This is a genomic window from Hwangdonia seohaensis (assembly GCF_031932625.1).
Taxonomy (GTDB): Bacteria; Bacteroidota; Bacteroidia; order Flavobacteriales; family Flavobacteriaceae; genus Hwangdonia; species Hwangdonia seohaensis.
In genome coordinates this window covers 111,207-129,805 of sequence record NZ_JAVSCK010000003.1, presented here as the reverse complement: position 1 = coordinate 129,805, position 18,599 = coordinate 111,207, and the positions used below count along the sequence as shown (strand labels likewise).

Genomic DNA, 18,599 nt, shown 5'->3' with positions numbered 1-18,599 from the left:
GTTATTGTTTTGGCGGATAATTTGCCAATACTTTATCCAAAATAGCATTTAAACGCGCTGTTCTGTTTTCCGGTGAGGCATTGGGGTTAAAACTAGATTCGCTAACGGCTTGCCAAAAAAGGCCTTTACCGTTTTCGTCTACAAAATCAATTGTTATTTTTCGGTTAACATTCGATTGCCCAACGGGAATACCAATTGATACACCACCGCCAACGTTTCGTCCGCCGCCACCTAAACCAACACCAACGGTATTGCGTCGAGCGGCCTGAAATGCGCTACTTTTAATATCGATAAAAAAATCTGGTTTTTCGGCCAAACTAAACCCTCTGGCTTGCATTTTTTCATCTAATGCGTCTAAAAAACGTTTGGTATCCAACTCGCTTAAACCGGTTTTCATATCGGCGTAATAATTGTAGGTTTTATATTTTGTGAAATCCGTTGTTCTGTCAAAATCGTAATTAACACGGATAGGTGCGCAAGACACCATGACTAACGCCAAAACAAATACTTTAAGATATTTCATAACATTGATTTTTCATTAAAGTTAATCAAAAAATATTCCACACCATTTAACCGGAAAACTTTTAACAAATCGAATGCTTTTTATTGCTCTTCTTTATGGTCAACCGATTTTGTTAAAGCAGAAGATATGATTCCCGTTGGAATTGCCACAATGCCCAAACCAATCATTAATATAAAAAAAGTAAACACTTTACCGCCAACCGTAATGGGATACACATCGCCATAACCAACTGTGGTAAGCGTGATTATGGCCCACCATAAACTATCGAAAATTGATGAAAAATGCTGCGGTTGTGCCTCGTTTTCGAAATAATAAATCCCAACGGCAGAAAAATATATTAAAATAAGTGTGACAAATATAAAAAGTAGAATTTCTTCTTTAGCCGATTTTATGGCATCTGTAAAATGATTCATGGCTCGATTGTAGCGCACCAGTTTTAAAATTCTGAATAACCGTAAAAAACGCAATGCCCTTAGTGAGCGTAAATCAACTCCGAAGGATAAATAGAACGGAAGAATAGCCAACAAATCTATAATTCCAAAAAAACTAAATACAAACCTAGGTTTGCTATCGGCTACATAAATTCTTAAAATATATTCTACCGTAAATACAATAACGCTAAACCATTCGATGGATTGAAGAATAATTCTTGTTTCAGGTTTTAAATTGGGGATGGTTTCAACTGAAAATGTAACAACGGATAAAAGGATTATGGCTTGAATAAAAAAAGCAAAATACCGGCTTAGTTTATTGTCGTTTATTTCAACAATACTTTTAATTTGTTTTTTCATGTGCATGTATTTATGGTTTTATTATGGTCACATGTAGCTTCCGCATAACTTTTTTTTACCGGGAATTGAACTTTTTGGTTACGGAAGTTTCATCTTGATTTTTTAATCGTCTTTTGAAAAAGAAATAAATTTAAAAAAATTTGAAGCTTTTTTGAAATTAATCATTTAACATTTTCCAAAGCACATCTTTAAGCTGGGTAATGCCTTGTTGCGCCACAGATGATATAAATAAATAAGGAATGGGAAGTTCGTTATCTAACTCGGTTTTAAGTTCTGCCTTTAATTCATCATCGAGCAAATCACTTTTCGATATGGCAATTATGCGCTCTTTATCCAACATTTCGGGGTTGTACCTGCGCAATTCGTCCAACAGAATATCGTATTGTTTTTTAATATCATCGGCATCGGCCGGAATTAAAAACAACAAAATAGAGTTGCGTTCAATGTGGCGTAAAAAGTAATGTCCAAGCCCTTTGCCTTCGGCGGCACCCTCAATAATTCCGGGAATATCTGCCATGACAAAAGTTTGAAAATCGCGATATTCAACTATACCTAAATTGGGTTTTAAAGTAGTAAACTCGTAATCGGCAATTTTAGGTTTTGCCGAAGTTACAACCGATAATAAAGTAGATTTTCCAGCATTCGGGAAACCCACCAAACCAACATCGGCCAGTATTTTTAACTCTAAGGTAATGTGTTTTTCTTCTAAAGGAAGTCCGGGTTGTGCATATCGTGGTGTTTGATTTGTAGACGATTTAAAGTGCCAGTTTCCCAGTCCGCCTTTTCCGCCTTTTACGATAATCTTTTCTTCACCATGTTCGGTAATTTCAAAAATGATATCGTTCGTTTCGGTATCTCGAACAACAGTTCCTAAGGGCACATCAACATACATGTCTTCGCCATCGGCACCCGTGCTTCGGCTTTTGCTACCATGTGCGCCATGGCCTGCCCTAATGTGTCTTTTAAACTTTAATGGCAATAGGGTCCATAGGTTGGAATTGCCTCTAAGAATAACATGACCACCACGACCGCCATCGCCACCATCTGGACCACCTTTGGTGATGTATTTTTCGCGATGTAAGTGCGCAGAACCTTTGCCTCCGTTTCCAGAAGATACATACATTTTTACGTAGTCAACAAAATTTCCTTCAGTCATATTAGAAGTTAGAAGTTAGAAGTTAGAAGTTAGAAAATCGTACTAACTTTATCTTCAAAACTTCATTTATAAATTTAATTCTTTATTCGTTTAGGTCTGCCAATTATAAAATATAGCATAGAACCGAAAAATGGAAGAAGAAGAGCAACTAAAATCCAAATTAATTTATCATTACCCTTAAAATCATTTTTAAGAATACTTATTATTGCTAAAACTGGAAAGAGCAACATCGAAAGAGCTACTAATATCAATAACAATGGCCAAAAACCTAAAAACGTGCTAGTTTCTACTATTTCAGTTTCCATAAATTAAATTACAAATTATCTATTACAGAAGATAACCTCACTGTAATCTCCCCAATACTTCCTACACCATCAACACCAAAATATTTATTTTGCGCAGAATAGTAATCTTTTAAAATAGCCGTTTTTTTGTAGTACTCCGTAATTCTATTTCTAATAATGGATTCATCGGCATCGTCTGCTCTTCCGCTAGTTTTACCTCTTTTCAGTAAACGTTCTACCAAAACTTCATCATCTACTTCTAAAGCTACCATGGCATTAATTTGCGAATCTTTACTATCCATTAATTTATCCAATGCTTCGGCTTGCGCATCCGTTCTTGGAAATCCATCAAAAATAAAACCATGTGCGTCGGCATTTTTTTCAACCTCGGCCTCCAACATATCTATGGTAATTTGATCTGGAACCAATTCGCCTTTATCCATGTAAGATTTAGCAAGCATACCTAAAGCGGTTTCGTTTTTGATATTAAATCTAAAAACATCGCCAGTAGAAATATGTACCAATTGATATTTCTCTTTTAAAAATTCTGCTTGCGTCCCTTTTCCTGCTCCCGGTGGGCCAAATAGCACTAAATTTGTCATGTGTTGGGTTTCTTTTATTTGATATACTTCTGGTATGTCTCTCCCTAATCCATCGTAATCGAGCCCATAGCCCACTATAAATTTATTGGGTATTTCTATACCAACATAATGTAATTTAAAATCCTTTTTATACGCTTCGGGTTTATAAAATAACGTTGCTATTTTAAGTGTCTTTACGTTTTCGTTTTTAAAAATGCGGTGCACTTCTGCCAAGGTATTTCCCGAATCAATTATATCTTCCAAAATAACCACGGTTCGTCCCGACAAATCTTGGGTTAACCCAATTAAACGCTGAATATCTTCGGTAGATTTAACACCTTCGTACGACGCCAATTTTATAAACGTAACCTCGCAGGGTTTCGGGTATTTTTTTACAAAATCGCTCACTACCATAAATGAGCCATTTAAAATACCTACAAACACGGGTATTTCGTCTCCTAAATCATTGGAAATTTCATCAACTAATCGGGCAATGGCAGCATCAATTTCTTTAGCAGAAATAAAGGGTTTAAAATATTTATCGTGTAGCTTTATCACGGTTATTTTATTTTTTAAAGTTGCAAAGATAATCAATAGATTACCGATTATCGATTTTTTGATTTACGATTTGCAAAGTAATTTGATATTAAAATGTATTTTTGCCTAAAATTGAATGCATTATAAGAAATAAAACAACATGAATTATTTTTCTTCAAATTTTAAACTCGGTATTCTTGGTGGCGGACAATTAGGTAAAATGCTGCTCAACGATACCCGAAAGTTTGATATTTACACTTGTGTTTTAGATGCGAGCGACGAAGCGCCTTGTAAAATTGCCAGTAACGAGTTCCATTTGGGCGATTTAATGGATTATAATGCCGTTTATAATTTTGGAAAGCAGGTTGATGTTTTAACTATTGAAATTGAAAACGTAAATGTTGATGCGCTTGAAACGCTTGAAAAAGAAGGCGTAAAAGTATATCCTTCTTCACAAACATTGCGCACTATTCAAAATAAAGCCGTACAAAAACTGTTTTATGTAGATAACGATTTACCAACGGCGACGTTTTCCCGTTTTGCCTATCTCTCAGAAATTGAAGATGCCATTAGCAATGGCGGTTTAGATTTTCCGTTTGTTTGGAAAGCGGCTCAATTTGGTTATGATGGCAATGGTGTAAAAGTAGTGAGAACACTATCCGATTTAGAGGACTTACCAAAAGGGGAATGCATTGCAGAAACCTTAGTGCCTTTTAAAAACGAATTGGCGGTTATTGTAGCCAGAAACGCATCGGGCGAAACCAAAACATTTCCGGTGGTTGAAATGGAATTCCACCCCGAAGCCAATCAGGTTGAATACGTAATTTGCCCCGCAAGAATCGATGGGCAGGTTGCAAAAAAAGCAGAAGCTGTTGCTTTAAAAGTATCAAAAGCTTTTAACCACGTAGGGCTTTTAGCCGTTGAAATGTTTCAGACTAAAGAAGACGACATTTTAGTTAATGAAGTAGCTCCGAGGCCGCACAATTCAGGGCATCAAACCATTGAGGCAAGCTACACATCGCAATTTGAACAGCATCTCAGGGCGATTTTAAATTTACCTTTGGGAAGAACCGATAGTAAAGTAGGTGGTGTTATGGTGAATTTGGTTGGTGCCGAAGGACATACGGGTAACGTGATTTACCAAAACATTGAAACCATTATGCAAATGGATGGTGTTACACCCCATATTTACGGTAAAAAACAAACCAGACCATTCCGAAAAATGGGACATGTAACCATTGTTAACGCAGATTTAAGTGAAGCACGTAGAGTTGCTGAAAACGTTAAGAAAACGATTAAAGTAGTAAGTAAATAAATCACAATAATCATATCCAAAAAAACCAAATAAATGTTTTGGAATTTGGATTTTATAATTTGGAATTTAATATGAAAGTAGGAATAATTATGGGAAGTAAAAGCGATCTTCCTGTTATGCAGCAAGCCATTGATATTTTAAAAGAATTCGATATAGCAATTGAAGTCGATATTGTTTCGGCACACCGCACGCCCGAAAAACTATTCGATTATGGCAAAAATGCACACACCAAAGGATTTGCCGTAATAATTGCCGGTGCCGGTGGTGCCGCTCATTTACCGGGAATGATTGCATCTTTATCGCCGCTTCCCGTTATTGGCGTTCCCATTAAAAGCAGTAATTCCATTGATGGCTGGGACTCTGTTTTATCCATTCTTCAAATGCCCGGTGGCGTACCCGTGGCAACGGTAGCTTTAAATGGCGCCAAAAATGCTGGCATACTGGCCGCTCAAATAATAGGCTCTAACGATACCTGTGTTTTAGATAAAATTATAGCCTACAAAGAAGGATTAAAACAAATGGTTCACGAATCTGCCAAAGGTATAAAGTAAAAAAACCTCGAATAAATCCGAGGTTTTTACAGCTATTAACAATAATTCTTACGAGTTAAAGATAACTCACTTGAAAAATCTGGTGCAAACATATAAAAATTTTATTATGTATGCATAATAATTCTTACTTTTTAACATAAAATTAAAGAATGCGTAAAAATATACTAAACAACGTTTTTGACACCCCGTATAATACAGCTCCTTTTTCTGAAATAAACGACCACGATTTTCTTCCAGCTTTTAAAACAGCCATTAAAAATGCTAAAGCAGAAATTGATGCGATTACTAAAAACACAGAAGCTCCCAATTTTAAAAACACCATTGAAGCTCTCGATTTTTCGGGTGAACAATTAGATAGAATTTCGAGCCTTTTTTTTAATTTGAATTCTGCCGAAACCAACGACGATATTCAAAAAATAGCCCAAGAAGTATCGCCATTATTGTCTGAGTTTAGCAACGACATTACTTTAAACAAGGCGTTATTCAAAAGTGTAAAAACGGTTTATGATAAAAAAGACGAACTCGATTTAAACGTTGAACAGCAAACACTTTTAGAAAAAAAATACAAAAGTTTTTCGCGCAATGGCGCTAATTTATCAGAAGACAAAAAAGAAAAACTTCGAGATATTGACAAGCAATTAAGTCAGTTAAAATTAAAATTCGGAGAAAATGTTTTAGCCGAAACCAATACCTTCGAAATGCTAATTGCCAACGAAGATGATTTGTCCGGATTGCCGGAAGGCGCAAAAGAAGCTGCTGCTCAATTGGCGGAATCCAAAAACAAAAAAGGTTGGCTGTTTACTTTAGATTACCCCAGTTATATCCCCTTTATGACGTATGCCGACAACCGAAAACTCAGAAAAAAACTGGCCATTGCCTCGGGCGCCAAAGCCTTTAAAAATGATGCTTTAGACAATCAAAATAACGTTTTAAAAATTGTAAAATTAAGGCACGAACGCGCTAATCTTTTAGGATACAAAACCCATGCCCATTTTGTTTTAGAAGAACGCATGGCAGAAACACCGGAAAAGGTAGAACAATTTTTAAACGAACTTTTAGAAAAAGCTAAACCTGCTGCCAAAAGCGAGTTTGATAATCTTGAAGATTTTGCTAAAAAACTAGACGCTATTGATAAATTGCAAAAATGGGATTCCTCATATTATTCAGAAAAACTAAAACAAAAATTGTTTGATTTAGATGATGAAAAACTAAAACCGTATTTCAAATTAGAAAATGTTATAAACGGCGCTTTTATGGTGGCCAATAAATTATTCGATTTACATTTTGAAGAAATTCATAACATCGATACGTATCACAACGATGTTTTAACCTATAAAGTAACCGATAACAAAGGCGATTTAGTCTCAATATTTTATGCCGATTTCTTCCCAAGAAAAGGAAAACGCAACGGTGCGTGGATGACATCCTTTAAACCCCAGTCTATAAAAAATGGTGTTAATGAAAGACCGCACATATCCATAGTTTGTAACTTTACAAAACCTACCAAAAGCAAGCCATCACTGTTAACTTTTAACGAAGTCACGACGCTGTTCCATGAGTTTGGGCACGCGCTACACGGCATGCTTGCCAACACAACATACCCTAGTTTATCGGGTACCAGTGTGTATTGGGATTTTGTTGAATTACCAAGCCAGATTTTAGAAAATTGGTGCTACCAAAAAGAAGCCCTAGAATTATTTGCAAAACATTATGAAACGGGCAAAGTGATTCCGATGGATTTAGTGGAAAAAATAAAAGCATCGGCAACCTTTCACGAAGGCATGCAAACGCTGCGCCAAATTAGTTTTGGTTTATTGGATATGAGTTGGCATGCTGTCGAGTCGCCAAAGTCCATAACAGATGTAAAAGCCCACGAAACCAAAGCTTTTAAAAACACCAATTTGTTTCCTGACGTTGCAGAAAATTGTATGAGCACATCGTTTTCGCATATTTTTCAAGGCGGTTATTCCTCTGGTTATTACAGTTACAAATGGGCAGAAGTTTTAGATGCCGATGCTTTTGAGTATTTTGAAGAAGCCGGTATTTTCAATAAAACGGTGGCTACCAAATTTAAAGACCATGTGTTGAGCAAAGGCGGAACCGAAAACCCCATGACACTTTACAAACGCTTTCGCGGAAAAGCACCGGAACCCGAAGCGTTATTAAGACGCGCTGGATTATTAAAATAATTTACCTTATTTTTGGTATTCAAAAAAAACAATTGCATCAATAATGCCCAACCACCAAATAGATCCAAATAAGTGGATTGACTTATACGCAGACTACTTATTTAACTACACCATTACTAGAGTTAGCGACCGGGAAATTGCTCAAGACTTGGTGCAGGATACTTTTTTGGCAGCTTTAAAATCGATGAAAAACTTTAAAGGTGAAGCGAGCGAACGCACATGGCTAATTTCAATTTTAAAACGAAAAATTATTGATCACTATCGTAAAATTAATTCTAAAAAAGGAAAGGCTGAAGTGCGTATTACCTATAATGACGACTCCGAAACCGAAGGCGATTGGTTAGAAGAACGCGTAGCCGACCCTTATGATAAAACAGCCGAAGACACCCTGCAAAATGCCGAATTGGGCAATGCGATACACAACTGTTTGGGCAAGTTGCCACCAAAACAAGCCGAAGTTTTTAAAATGAAAACCATTCAGGGTTTTGAAACTGAAGTTATTTGTAATGAACTTAACATTACAGCGTCTAACCTTTGGGTAATCATTCATAGAGCACGTACGGCTATGGCAGATTGCTTAAAAGAAAATTGGTTTTAAATATGAGTACTAAGAAGATGAAGATTGTAATGCCTTGCGATGAAGCAAACCACGTGTGCGACAAAACACAATATAAAGAGGCTACCTTATGGGAAAAGATAATACTTAATATCCATTTAATATATTGCAGAGCCTGTAGAAAATACACAAAAAACAATAGCAAACTTACCAAAAAAATAAAAGAATCGAAGGTAGAGTGCTTGGACAGAAAATGTAAAGAATCCATGAAAAAAGAGTTAAACAACGCTATAAATCAGGATTCAAACTAGGTATTTAAGAGCATGAGTACGAGCCATAAAATAGGCACAGCTTCAACCCAAAAAGCACTGTAATACGGTTTTTGTTCTACTTTCGAGCATACTAAAAAAACGCTGGTAATTATGGTTATTACCAGTAGTATAATCGTATGTACTGAAGCGATTTCATCTTTAAAAAACTCGATAAAAAAGAATGCAAACAACAGCAAAACACCGATGGCTTTAGTTTGTTTTACTCCTATTTTTTGGGGAATTGTGGAGAGTTTCAAACTATCGTATTGCAAATCCCTAATTTCAAAAGGCAACATTAAAACAATAATGAACATATAGCGCTGAATGCCTGTTAACACCACATTGATATCAATCGTAAAATGCTGATTTACTAACGGCAAAAAAACAGTTACGCCAGCCCAAACCAATGCTATTAAATAAATTTTTAAACCCCCAATACTTCTTAGGTTTTGGTGTTTATCCAAAAACAAGTGTCTGGGTAAAAAAGGAATAGCGTACAAAAACGTTATCCCGCCAAAAACAGCGATGCAAATCAATGTGTTTTCTTCTAACTGAAACGCGTAATAGCACATTAAAATAAAGCAGAAAAACGAGAGTATTTCGATGGCTTTTAGCTTCCTGATAGCTTTCGGGAATACCAAACTCCAATGATGAAATTTCGCAAGCCCAAAATACTTAACAAAATTGTAGCCTACAATGCTAGCAAAAAACACAAAGCACAATACCTGTTTATCAAACAAAACCTGATGTTCAATTAAGGTAATCCATGTTAACGAAAACACCGATAATGCCACATGAATACTGCTATTAAGATAAAAATTAAAAAGTTGCTTTGCCAGCTTCATGGCACAAAAATAAGCAAACTGTTAATAACGTTTTTAAATGGTTAAAAACTTTCGGTTTTAACCATTTATCCATCCTTTTTATTACGTATTTTTGCATTTTATATTTTCAAAATTCTTTCAATGAATACAAAAGCTTTTGCACTGCGCCATATTGGTCCGAGAGAAGACGACCAAAACTTGATGTTAAAAACTATAGGTGTCGACTCTTTAGACCAATTAATTTACGAAACGGTTCCAGACGATATCCGATTAAAAATCGGACTAAATCTAGACGAACCTATGACTGAACATGAGTATTTACTTCATATTCACGATTTATCTAAATTAAACAAAGCGCGCAAAACCTATATTGGTTTGGGCTATCACCCTACGGTTATGCCAGCGGTTATTCAACGAAATATTCTTGAAAATCCAGGTTGGTACACAGCATACACGCCGTATCAAGCCGAAATTGCCCAAGGCAGATTGGAAGCCCTTTTAAACTTCCAAACCATGGTTATCGACTTAACGGGCATGGAAATTGCAAACGCTTCTTTATTGGACGAAAGCACTGCTGCTGCGGAAGCGATGAGCTTATTATTCGCCGTTCGTGAACGCAGTCAGAAAAAAGATGGTATTAACAAGTTTTTTGTTTCTGAAAATATACTGCCCCAAACCTTGTCATTATTACAAACAAGATCTGCCCCAATTGGTATTGAATTAGTAGTTGGGAATGAAGACACCTTCGATTTTTCAAAGGAATTTTTCGGGGCTTTATTGCAGTATCCCGGTAAAGATGGTCAAATTACAGACATCAAAACTTTTATCGGTAAAGCCAATAATGCCGATATTAAAGTGGCAGTAGCTGCCGATATTTTAAGTTTGGTAAAATTAGAAGCTCCAGGTAAATTTGGTGCCGATGTCGTGGTTGGAACGACACAACGATTTGGAATACCAATGGGATATGGCGGGCCTCATGCCGCATTTTTCGCTACAAAAGAAGCTTACAAACGTGATCTTCCTGGGCGTATTATTGGCGTTACAAAAGATGCCAACGGCAACAGAGCCTTACGTATGGCATTGCAAACACGCGAGCAGCATATAAAACGAGACAAAGCCACATCAAATATTTGCACAGCGCAAGTTCTTTTAGCCGTAATGGCTAGTATGTACGCGGTGTATCACGGACCAAAAGGCTTAAAGTTTATTGCTAATAATGTACATAACAAAGCGGCAACTTTATCCAATGCCTTAACGAAATTAGGCTACGAACAAGTAAACACTTCTTATTTTGATACGCTTCAAATTAAAACGAAAGCCAAAAAAATAAAGAAAATTGCTTCGGAGAAAAAAGTAAATCTATATTACCCGGATAAAAACACCGTTACCATTTCCATCAATGAAACTACAGCCACTAGGGATATTAACTATTTAATTTCCATTTTTGCTGAAGCGGCTCAAAAAGAAACTATTGAAATTTCTTCGGTTGAAAAAGCCAATAATATCGAGCAATCAGTTCAAAGAGATTCAGAGTTTTTAACCGATGTCGTGTTTAACACCTATCATTCTGAAACCGAATTGATGCGTTACATAAAATCCTTAGAACGCAAAGATTTATCATTAAACCACTCCATGATTTCTTTAGGGTCTTGTACCATGAAGCTAAACGCTGCTGCGGAATTGTTGCCATTAAGTTGGTTTAAATGGGGGAATATCCATCCGTTTGCACCATTAAAACAGGCCAAAGGATACTTAACGGTTTTAAAGGAATTGGAAGACCAATTAACCGAAATCACCGGTTTTGCAGCAACGTCATTACAACCAAATTCTGGTGCACAAGGCGAGTTTGCAGGACTCATGGTTATAAAAGCGTACCATGAATCGCGCGGCGACCATCATAGGAATATTTGTTTAATTCCGTCGTCCGCTCACGGTACAAACCCTGCAAGTGCTGTTATGGCGGGCATGAAAGTGGTAGTAACCAAATCGACCGAAGAAGGCAATATTGATGTAGACGATTTACGCGAAAAAGCCGAATTGCACAAAGATAATTTATCTTGTATCATGGTAACCTATCCATCAACGCACGGGGTTTACGAATCGGCTATTAAAGAAATCACTCAGATTATTCACGATAATGGCGGACAGGTTTATATGGACGGCGCCAATATGAATGCGCAAGTGGGCCTAACAAACCCGGGCAATATTGGAGCAGATGTTTGTCATTTAAACTTACATAAAACCTTTGCTATTCCACATGGTGGCGGTGGTCCCGGTGTTGGCCCTATCTGTGTTGCCAAACAACTCGTTCCGTTTTTACCCGGAAATCCAATCGTAAAAACCGGTGGGGATAAAGCCATTACGGCCATTTCAGCAGCGCCATTTGGCTCTGCCTTGGTGTGCTTAATTTCCTATGGTTACATTAAAATGCTCGGTGCAGAAGGTTTAACACAAGCCACTAAAATCGCCATATTAAATGCCAATTATATAAAGCAACGTTTACAAGGTAGTTTTGATACGTTATACTCTGGCGAGCGCGGTCGTGCAGCACATGAGATGATTGTAGATTGTAGGGCTTTTAAAGAGCATGGCATAGAAGTGAGCGACATTGCAAAGCGACTCATAGATTATGGTTTTCATGCGCCAACAGTTTCATTCCCTGTAGCTGGAACCTTGATGATTGAGCCTACCGAAAGTGAGAGTAAAGCAGAAATGGATCGTTTTTGTGATGCTATGATTTCAATTAAAAAGGAAATCGACAATTCCTCAAAAGACGATGTTAATAACGTACTTAAAAATGCACCGCATACTTTAGATATGATTACAAATGATGAGTGGCATTTTCCGTACACAAGACAAGAAGCGGCATTTCCATTGGAATATGTTAAAGACAACAAGTTTTGGCCGAGTGTAAGGCGCGTTGATGATGCTTACGGCGACAGAAACTTAATTTGTTCATGTACACCTATTGAAGCCTATGCCGAAGCGTAATTAAGCTTTTGAACATCGTAAATTAAAACAAAACTGAGATTGCTTTTTAATTACAAAATAGTATCTTGTTTTTTAGTTTTTAATTAAAGACAATTTTTTATTTTATGACTATAAGAATCACAGGAACTGGAAGTTACATTCCAAGTAATATTGAAAAGAATGAAGATTTTTATCAACATGAATTTTTAAACAGTGATGGCTCAACTATAAATGCTCCCAATGAAGTTATTGTAGAAAAATTTAAAGCCATTACAGGAATTGGTGAACGTAGGTATGCCGAAAAAAAATTAAACACTTCGGATATCGCTTTTTTTGCTGCCGAAAAAGCCATTGAAAATGCAAAAATCAATCGCGAAGATATAGATTACATTATTGTTGCCCATAACTACGGCGATGTTAAGCACAACACCGAACAAAGCGATACCGTACCAAGTATAGCCTCCAGAGTCAAGCATCTTTTAAAAATTCAAAATCCAAAATGTGTGGGTTACGATGTGCTTTTTGGATGCCCAGGTTGGATAGAAGGTGTTATTCAAGCCAATGCGTTTATAAAATCCGGAATTGCAAAAAAATGTTTGGTTATCGGTGCCGAAACCTTGTCTCGTGTTATCGATCCGCACGATAGGGATTCCATGATTTACAGTGATGGCGCAGGTGCGGTTATTGTAGAATCTTCAAATGAAGACGGCGGTATAATAGCCCACGAAACAGCAACCTTTGCTTTCGATGAAGCCCATTTTATCTTTTTCGGGGAAACCAATAAACCTGAGATCAATGATAAACGGCGCTACATCAAAATGTATGGTAGAAAAATTTACGAGTTTGCCATAAGCAACGTCCCCAAAGCCATGAAATCCTGTTTGGATAAAAGCGGCGTGGACATTAAAGACCTAAAGAAAATCCTTATCCATCAAGCCAACGAAAAAATGGATGAAGCCATTGTAAAACGTTTTTACAAGCTGTACAATATGCAAATGCCAGAAAACATAATGCCCATGACCATTGGCAAATTAGGCAATTCCAGCGTTGCAACTGTACCTACGTTATACGATATGATATTGAAGGGCGATTTGGAAAATCAGGAAATAAATAAAGGTGATATTATTATGTTTGCTAGTGTTGGTGCGGGCATGAATATTAATGCTATTGTTTACAAACATTAATAATGTACGAGAAAAGCTACCCAAACAAACGCTTTAAGCACACCATTGAATTTTTAAAAAAACACGTTTCAACGACTGAATCTATTTTAGATTTAGGCGTTGTAAACCCGTTTACCAAAATCATGCAGGATCATGGTTATAAGGTTGAAAACACCAAAGGCGAGGATTTGGATTTTGACACATCAACCATTACAAATTCTGAAGCAGAAGTTGTCACCGCGTTTGAAATATTCGAACATCTGCTCTCCCCTTTCACCGTTTTAAAATCTATAAAAGCCGACAAATTGGTTGCCAGTGTGCCGCTTAAATTATGGTTTTCTTCGGCATACCGAAGCAAAACCGATATGTTGGACAGACATTACCACGAGTTTGAAGATTGGCAATTCGATTGGCTATTGGAAAAAGCCGGTTGGAAAATTATAGATACTCAAAAATGGACCAATCCAACAAAAAAAATTGGCATCCGACCTATTTTACGTTGGTTTACACCAAGATATTACATCGTTTATGCCGAACGGGTAAAATAATGAACGTCATTGCAAAAAATTTATTAGCCTGCACTGAGCGCAGTCGAAGAGCCTGCACTGAGCGCAGTCGAAGTGCCTGCACTGAGCGCAGTCGAAGTGCCTGCACTGAGCGCAGTCGAAGTGTGGCAATCTCACTCTTATTTTATAAAATTAGAAATATCTTAACTTTGACTATTAAACTTTAAACTTTGAATTTCTACATCATTATTCCAGCACACAACGAAGCGTCTTCAATAAAGCTGACTTTAGATTCGTTGGTAAACCAAACCCATTTACCCAAAAAAGTGGTGGTTGTTAATGATAATTCCACCGATACCACCCAAAATATTGTTGAAGCTTTCGCTGAAAAACATAGTTGGATTTCATTGGTAAATTCAAAGTCTTCAAATCAGCATTTACCGGGTTCAAAAATCATCAATGCCTTTTACAAGGGTTATGAAACTTTAGATGCCGATTACGATGTGATTTGCAAATTTGATGCAGATTTAATTTTTCCCGAAAATTACTTAGAACAACTCACTTTTCATTTTAACAATAATGAAAAACTAGGAATAGCTTCGGGATTTTGCTACATCAAAAAAAACTATGCATGGGTATTGGAAAATCTAACCAATAAAGATCACATTCGCGGCGCATTAAAAGCATATAGAAAACAGTGTTTTTTAGATATTGGCAAACTTAAACCATCCATGGGTTGGGATACGGTTGATGAGCTATTGGCACAATTTTACGGATGGCAAATTTTAACCGACGAATCCCTAAAAGTAAAACACTTAAAACCCACTGGAATAAGCTATAATAAAGCCTCAAAATATTTGCAAGGCGAAGCCATGTATAAAATGCGTTATGGTTTTGTAATCACATTTATTTCGGCTTTAAAACTGGCTTTAAAAAAGAAAAGTTTCGGATTATTTATAGACTATTTAGCGGGTTATTTTAAAGCTAAAAAGCAAAAATTAGAGCATTTGGTTTCTGAAAAAGAAGGAAAATTTATTAGGGATTTACGGTGGAAAGGCATGCTTAATAAACTAAAATAAGCACCATCTCGAAACTTGACTTTGTCAGAAAAAAAACGCTAGTTTCGTTTACTTGTGTTGTCCCGATAAAAATTGGGATTGTTTTGGCATTTGAAACGACGCATATTTGCGAGTTATGCCCCATAGTAAAAGACAACCGCGCAAAGAAACAAACCAAAACTAAATCGCAGAAATTGAATCCGACACTTTCTCTAACTCGGACTTAAAAAAATCTCGTTTGAAATAAGATAATGGCTTAACCCCACCAACCACGTTTAAATGTTTAGTGACAAATCGAGTCTTATCCTGGAATTTTGATTTGAACAAATCTTCATTCTCTTGAATAAATTCTAAAATACCAAGAACGGCTTCTTTATGGCGGCCAAACTTATAGGTACCCATAGTTCGAGTAGGAAAATCTAAATTCCGAAAGAATATTTCTGTTAGTTCATATTTATTCTCTCTTTCTTCATCAACGGATAAATGTACCGACCACCATAATCCGGCTAATGCGTGCCGAAGCAGGTTGTTTTGTGCCGAAGAGCTCAAAAACCAATGGTCTAAAATATATTTTGATGGATTATTTGAATCTCCGTTATAAACCTCTGGCCAGCGCTCAATCATATATGGATATAAATCAACGTGTGCAAGATATGTCCACAATCTTTCATCTGATGCTTGTATTGGTTCTAAATTTTCATAGGTTTTATAGATTGCAATTGCAGTTTTTAAATCATTTTTGACATCTAAATTACTCAATAAGCCTGTCGGAGTGTCAATATTTTGGACAGGAAGAACTTCGTTCTTATCATAAACAAATTCTGTACTCTTGTAGTGATTAACAATCTCTCCTGATTGAACTTTTTTCTTAAGTTCGTTGACATACCTGTCTCTAAATATTTTTTGCTTCATTTGTTCTTAATTTTCAAATTGCTCTTCCAATTCATTTAATCCTGTAAAAAGTCTGCTTAACGGTTTTCCCAACAATCTTTGGGCAATTTCAGGAACATTCTCGGGTTCATCAATACCCAAATTTTGAAATGTATCTTTTTCATTTTCTATTCGATACATTATTGCTTCAGCCCAAAATTTATCTTTATGTTTTTTAATATTATATAAGGCAATCAACAAAGCATTTAATACTATTGAAGAATGAAATACAGGATCATATTTTTTATCATCAGCATAGTTACTTGCAAAGTTCTCGTAATCTTCTTCAGGAATTTCAACAGTTATTTTGGATTCTTCCAAATTGACGTTCACAATATCAAATTCTTTAGTCGGTTTAACAACCAATATTTGAGACACCGCCTTTAATCTTTCATATTTTATATCAGCATTGAAAGAAGTTTTACCAAAAACAACAAGAACGTCCCCCTTTTCAATATCAAAATAAAAACCGTCATAATCGGAATGAGCATCAGTATTAACATATTGTGGAATGGCAGTTTTTGAAATTAAAAGGCAGGTAAATTCAACTTTTCCCTTTACGTGCTTTTTTGGAAGTTCAAAAGAAATATAGTTATCTGAACTTGTAAAAATTTCTCTGTAAAGTGTATTGGTACAGGTTACTTCACAGAAATATTCAGCCTTAGCTTCCCGTAATAATTGGTTTATATCGCCATTGCTTTGATTTAGTTCAAATTTTATTCTGTAATTGCCTTTTTCCGAAAGGACTTCATCAAAAAATTCTATGTTTCCAGAAATAGTGTCAGCTATACCTAACACGGGATGGGGAAAACTGATATTATTGAATTTCATACGCTTTTGCTTTTATAGAGTGCTTTATATTATCTGAAAAACTGACTTTGACAATATTTCTACCTTTTACCAATTGAACTTGATTTAAGGCATTATCGTCAATGTTCCCATTATCAGTAGTAACCAAACTAATCCCATCATCCCGCTCATTATCTGAACCTACCATAAGTTCGATTTCAGCATTTTGAATATCTCTTGGAGAATTTATTATGAGTGAATGGTATAATTTTCCTTCTTCACGCTGTGCAACAACTCTAAGAATGACATCCAAAAATAGCTTACTATTAACCTCTTCATCAGTTGGGCATACCCTTAGTTTGCCATTCGGTCCTAGTGGAGTTGGACCAGGATCTTCTCCTCCTCTTCCGCCACCTCCTGTGCCCTCTTCTCCACCATCTTCATCCGGCTCAACTTGGACTTCATCTTCTTTTATCTCTTGTGATTCGGTTCTTTTTAATTCAATTTTAACCGGTGGTTTTTCTATTTCCGTAGTTTGCAATCCTGTTTCATCATCGACAGCTTCATCACTCTGCTGACCGTTCATACTGCTAGGGGAATTGCCTTGCATTTGTTGTTCCTCATATTTTTCCAGTAATTCTTCCGTACTGTACAAGTAATCTTCCAAGCCAGAAACAAACGTGCTATCGCCAATTTTTGATTTCGAGAGTTGTTTTAAGGTTTCATTTACAAATTGTCTCAACTCTTTTTCCGCATTAGTTGCATCTGTATGAATTTCATCATTTTCGTCTTTATAATTACCTTTTTTCCACTCATTATGAGCTGGGTTTTCCATTTCCTTCAAAATTGTGTTTCCAGGATCCTCATCACATACAAACACAGCAGCATATCCGTTAATGATGTTTCGCCTTCTTCCTTTGTAAACGACCATTTTAGGATTACGTAAATAACAAGTACGATTTGGCAACCCTTTGTTCAAGTAAACGTATAGCTTAACATTCCCAAGACTTGGAAGTTTTCCAGGAAACACCTGATACTGTTCATTATTACCCGCATATTTAACTGCTTTGAAATATGGCTTTGGATTCCAATTCTCAATATCTGTACTTAGTTCAATTTCATCAGGAAAATAATCGTCAATAATTTGTTGCAGATTATCACAATCTATTCTGAGATTATCAACAGTTACAATTAGCTTTTTTTCATAAACCGCTAACCAGAAGTTGTTAAGAACCGACCTTATCATCTGTTCTTTTCGATTTTCAGATTTAATCAATCCTATAATATAAATATCCGTTCCGCTTTCAGAACGCTTAAAAAAATCTGGTATATCTTCCGTACTACTCACAGGATGTTCATAATTTATATTAAAAAAACCGTCCTTTGTATAGGTTTTATCTTCCAACTTATGTGTTGCAAGTCTTGTTTTTCTTTCAAAATATACGTTGCCTTCGTCCGTTTTAGTACTTACAACTACTGTTTTAATCTTCGAAGGCACATAGTATGCTCCTTTTCCAAAACCAAATATGAACTCTGAGTATTTCTTTTTACAGTTAGTTTTAGAT

At 36.2% G+C, this 18,599-nt stretch carries 18 protein-coding genes; 9 read left to right on the top strand and 9 right to left on the bottom strand.

Annotated elements, in window-relative coordinates; genetic code table 11:
- Window position 1: 1 nt before the first annotated feature.
- The 5 genes from RNZ47_RS09715 to RNZ47_RS09695 all read right to left on the bottom strand — a co-directional run bounded on the left by RNZ47_RS09715 (window position 2) and on the right by RNZ47_RS09695 (window position 3,893).
- Window positions 2–523 carry a DUF4136 domain-containing protein gene (locus RNZ47_RS09715; protein ID WP_311939363.1) on the bottom strand — a complete coding sequence of 174 codons (522 nt, stop codon included), beginning with the start codon at window positions 521–523 and terminating at the stop codon, window positions 2–4.
- Window positions 524–603: 80 nt separating this feature from the next.
- Window positions 604–1,314, bottom strand: a complete 711-nt coding sequence (locus tag RNZ47_RS09710; protein ID WP_311939360.1) for an ion transporter — start codon at window positions 1,312–1,314, stop codon at window positions 604–606.
- Between the two features lie 157 nt (window positions 1,315–1,471).
- Window positions 1,472–2,470 (bottom strand): GTPase ObgE, encoded by a 999-nt coding sequence (obgE, locus tag RNZ47_RS09705; protein WP_311939359.1) that lies wholly within the window; start codon window positions 2,468–2,470, stop codon window positions 1,472–1,474.
- A gap of 74 nt (window positions 2,471–2,544) precedes the next feature.
- Window positions 2,545–2,775, bottom strand: coding sequence for a PLD nuclease N-terminal domain-containing protein (locus RNZ47_RS09700; protein WP_311939357.1), 231 nt, complete (start codon window positions 2,773–2,775; stop codon window positions 2,545–2,547).
- Window positions 2,776–2,783: 8 nt separating this feature from the next.
- Window positions 2,784–3,893 carry an adenylate kinase gene (locus RNZ47_RS09695; RefSeq protein WP_311939354.1) on the bottom strand — a complete coding sequence of 370 codons (1,110 nt, stop codon included), beginning with the start codon at window positions 3,891–3,893 and terminating at the stop codon, window positions 2,784–2,786.
- Between the two features lie 139 nt (window positions 3,894–4,032).
- Between RNZ47_RS09695 and RNZ47_RS09690 the strand changes: the two genes are divergently transcribed.
- The 5 genes from RNZ47_RS09690 (at window position 4,033) to RNZ47_RS09670 (ending at window position 8,794) form a co-directional block, all read left to right on the top strand.
- Window positions 4,033–5,187, top strand: a complete 1,155-nt coding sequence (locus RNZ47_RS09690) for a 5-(carboxyamino)imidazole ribonucleotide synthase (protein WP_311939352.1) — start codon at window positions 4,033–4,035, stop codon at window positions 5,185–5,187.
- A gap of 71 nt (window positions 5,188–5,258) precedes the next feature.
- The gene (gene purE / locus RNZ47_RS09685) at window positions 5,259–5,738 is read left to right on the top strand and encodes a 5-(carboxyamino)imidazole ribonucleotide mutase (RefSeq protein WP_311939349.1); all 480 of its coding nucleotides are present in this window, start codon (window positions 5,259–5,261) and stop codon (window positions 5,736–5,738) included.
- A gap of 149 nt (window positions 5,739–5,887) precedes the next feature.
- Window positions 5,888–7,927, top strand: coding sequence for a M3 family metallopeptidase (locus RNZ47_RS09680; protein WP_311939346.1), 2,040 nt, complete (start codon window positions 5,888–5,890; stop codon window positions 7,925–7,927).
- Window positions 7,928–7,970: 43 nt separating this feature from the next.
- Entirely contained in the window at window positions 7,971–8,525 is a 555-nt protein-coding gene (locus RNZ47_RS09675) for a sigma-70 family RNA polymerase sigma factor (RefSeq protein WP_311939344.1), read from the top strand.
- A 2-nt stretch (window positions 8,526–8,527) separates the two neighbouring features.
- Complete coding sequence (locus RNZ47_RS09670; protein WP_311939341.1) at window positions 8,528–8,794, top strand: hypothetical protein; 267 nt, start codon at window positions 8,528–8,530, stop codon at window positions 8,792–8,794.
- On the opposite strand, the gene RNZ47_RS09665 is transcribed toward RNZ47_RS09670, so the two are convergent.
- Window positions 8,791–9,639 (bottom strand): UbiA prenyltransferase family protein, encoded by an 849-nt coding sequence (locus RNZ47_RS09665; protein ID WP_311939339.1) that lies wholly within the window; start codon window positions 9,637–9,639, stop codon window positions 8,791–8,793. The genes RNZ47_RS09670 and RNZ47_RS09665 overlap by 4 nt on opposite strands.
- Window positions 9,640–9,759: 120 nt before the next feature.
- Here RNZ47_RS09665 and gcvP point away from each other — a divergent pair, with 120 nt between their 5' ends.
- From gcvP to RNZ47_RS09645, 4 genes are all read left to right on the top strand, one after another.
- Window positions 9,760–12,609, top strand: coding sequence for an aminomethyl-transferring glycine dehydrogenase (gene gcvP / locus RNZ47_RS09660; RefSeq protein WP_311939337.1), 2,850 nt, complete (start codon window positions 9,760–9,762; stop codon window positions 12,607–12,609).
- Window positions 12,610–12,713: 104 nt separating this feature from the next.
- Window positions 12,714–13,772 (top strand): 3-oxoacyl-ACP synthase III family protein, encoded by a 1,059-nt coding sequence (locus RNZ47_RS09655; protein WP_311939334.1) that lies wholly within the window; start codon window positions 12,714–12,716, stop codon window positions 13,770–13,772.
- Between the two features lie 2 nt (window positions 13,773–13,774).
- Window positions 13,775–14,299, top strand: coding sequence for a class I SAM-dependent methyltransferase (locus tag RNZ47_RS09650; protein ID WP_311939332.1), 525 nt, complete (start codon window positions 13,775–13,777; stop codon window positions 14,297–14,299).
- Window positions 14,300–14,487: 188 nt separating this feature from the next.
- Window positions 14,488–15,336, top strand: a complete 849-nt coding sequence (locus RNZ47_RS09645; protein ID WP_311939329.1) for a glycosyltransferase family 2 protein — start codon at window positions 14,488–14,490, stop codon at window positions 15,334–15,336.
- A gap of 159 nt (window positions 15,337–15,495) precedes the next feature.
- Here the strand turns inward: RNZ47_RS09645 and RNZ47_RS09640 are convergent, their stop codons facing one another.
- Genes RNZ47_RS09640 through RNZ47_RS09630 form a run of 3 tightly spaced genes read right to left on the bottom strand, consistent with a single transcriptional unit; the run spans window position 15,496 to window position 18,439 of the window.
- Window positions 15,496–16,227, bottom strand: coding sequence for a DUF6339 family protein (locus RNZ47_RS09640; protein WP_311939326.1), 732 nt, complete (start codon window positions 16,225–16,227; stop codon window positions 15,496–15,498).
- Window positions 16,228–16,233: 6 nt separating this feature from the next.
- Window positions 16,234–17,076 (bottom strand): hypothetical protein, encoded by an 843-nt coding sequence (locus RNZ47_RS09635; protein ID WP_311939323.1) that lies wholly within the window; start codon window positions 17,074–17,076, stop codon window positions 16,234–16,236.
- Complete coding sequence (locus RNZ47_RS09630) at window positions 17,063–18,439, bottom strand: hypothetical protein (protein ID WP_311939320.1); 1,377 nt, start codon at window positions 18,437–18,439, stop codon at window positions 17,063–17,065. Before RNZ47_RS09630 ends, RNZ47_RS09635 begins: the two co-directional genes overlap by 14 nt.
- Window positions 18,440–18,599 lie beyond the last annotated feature (160 nt).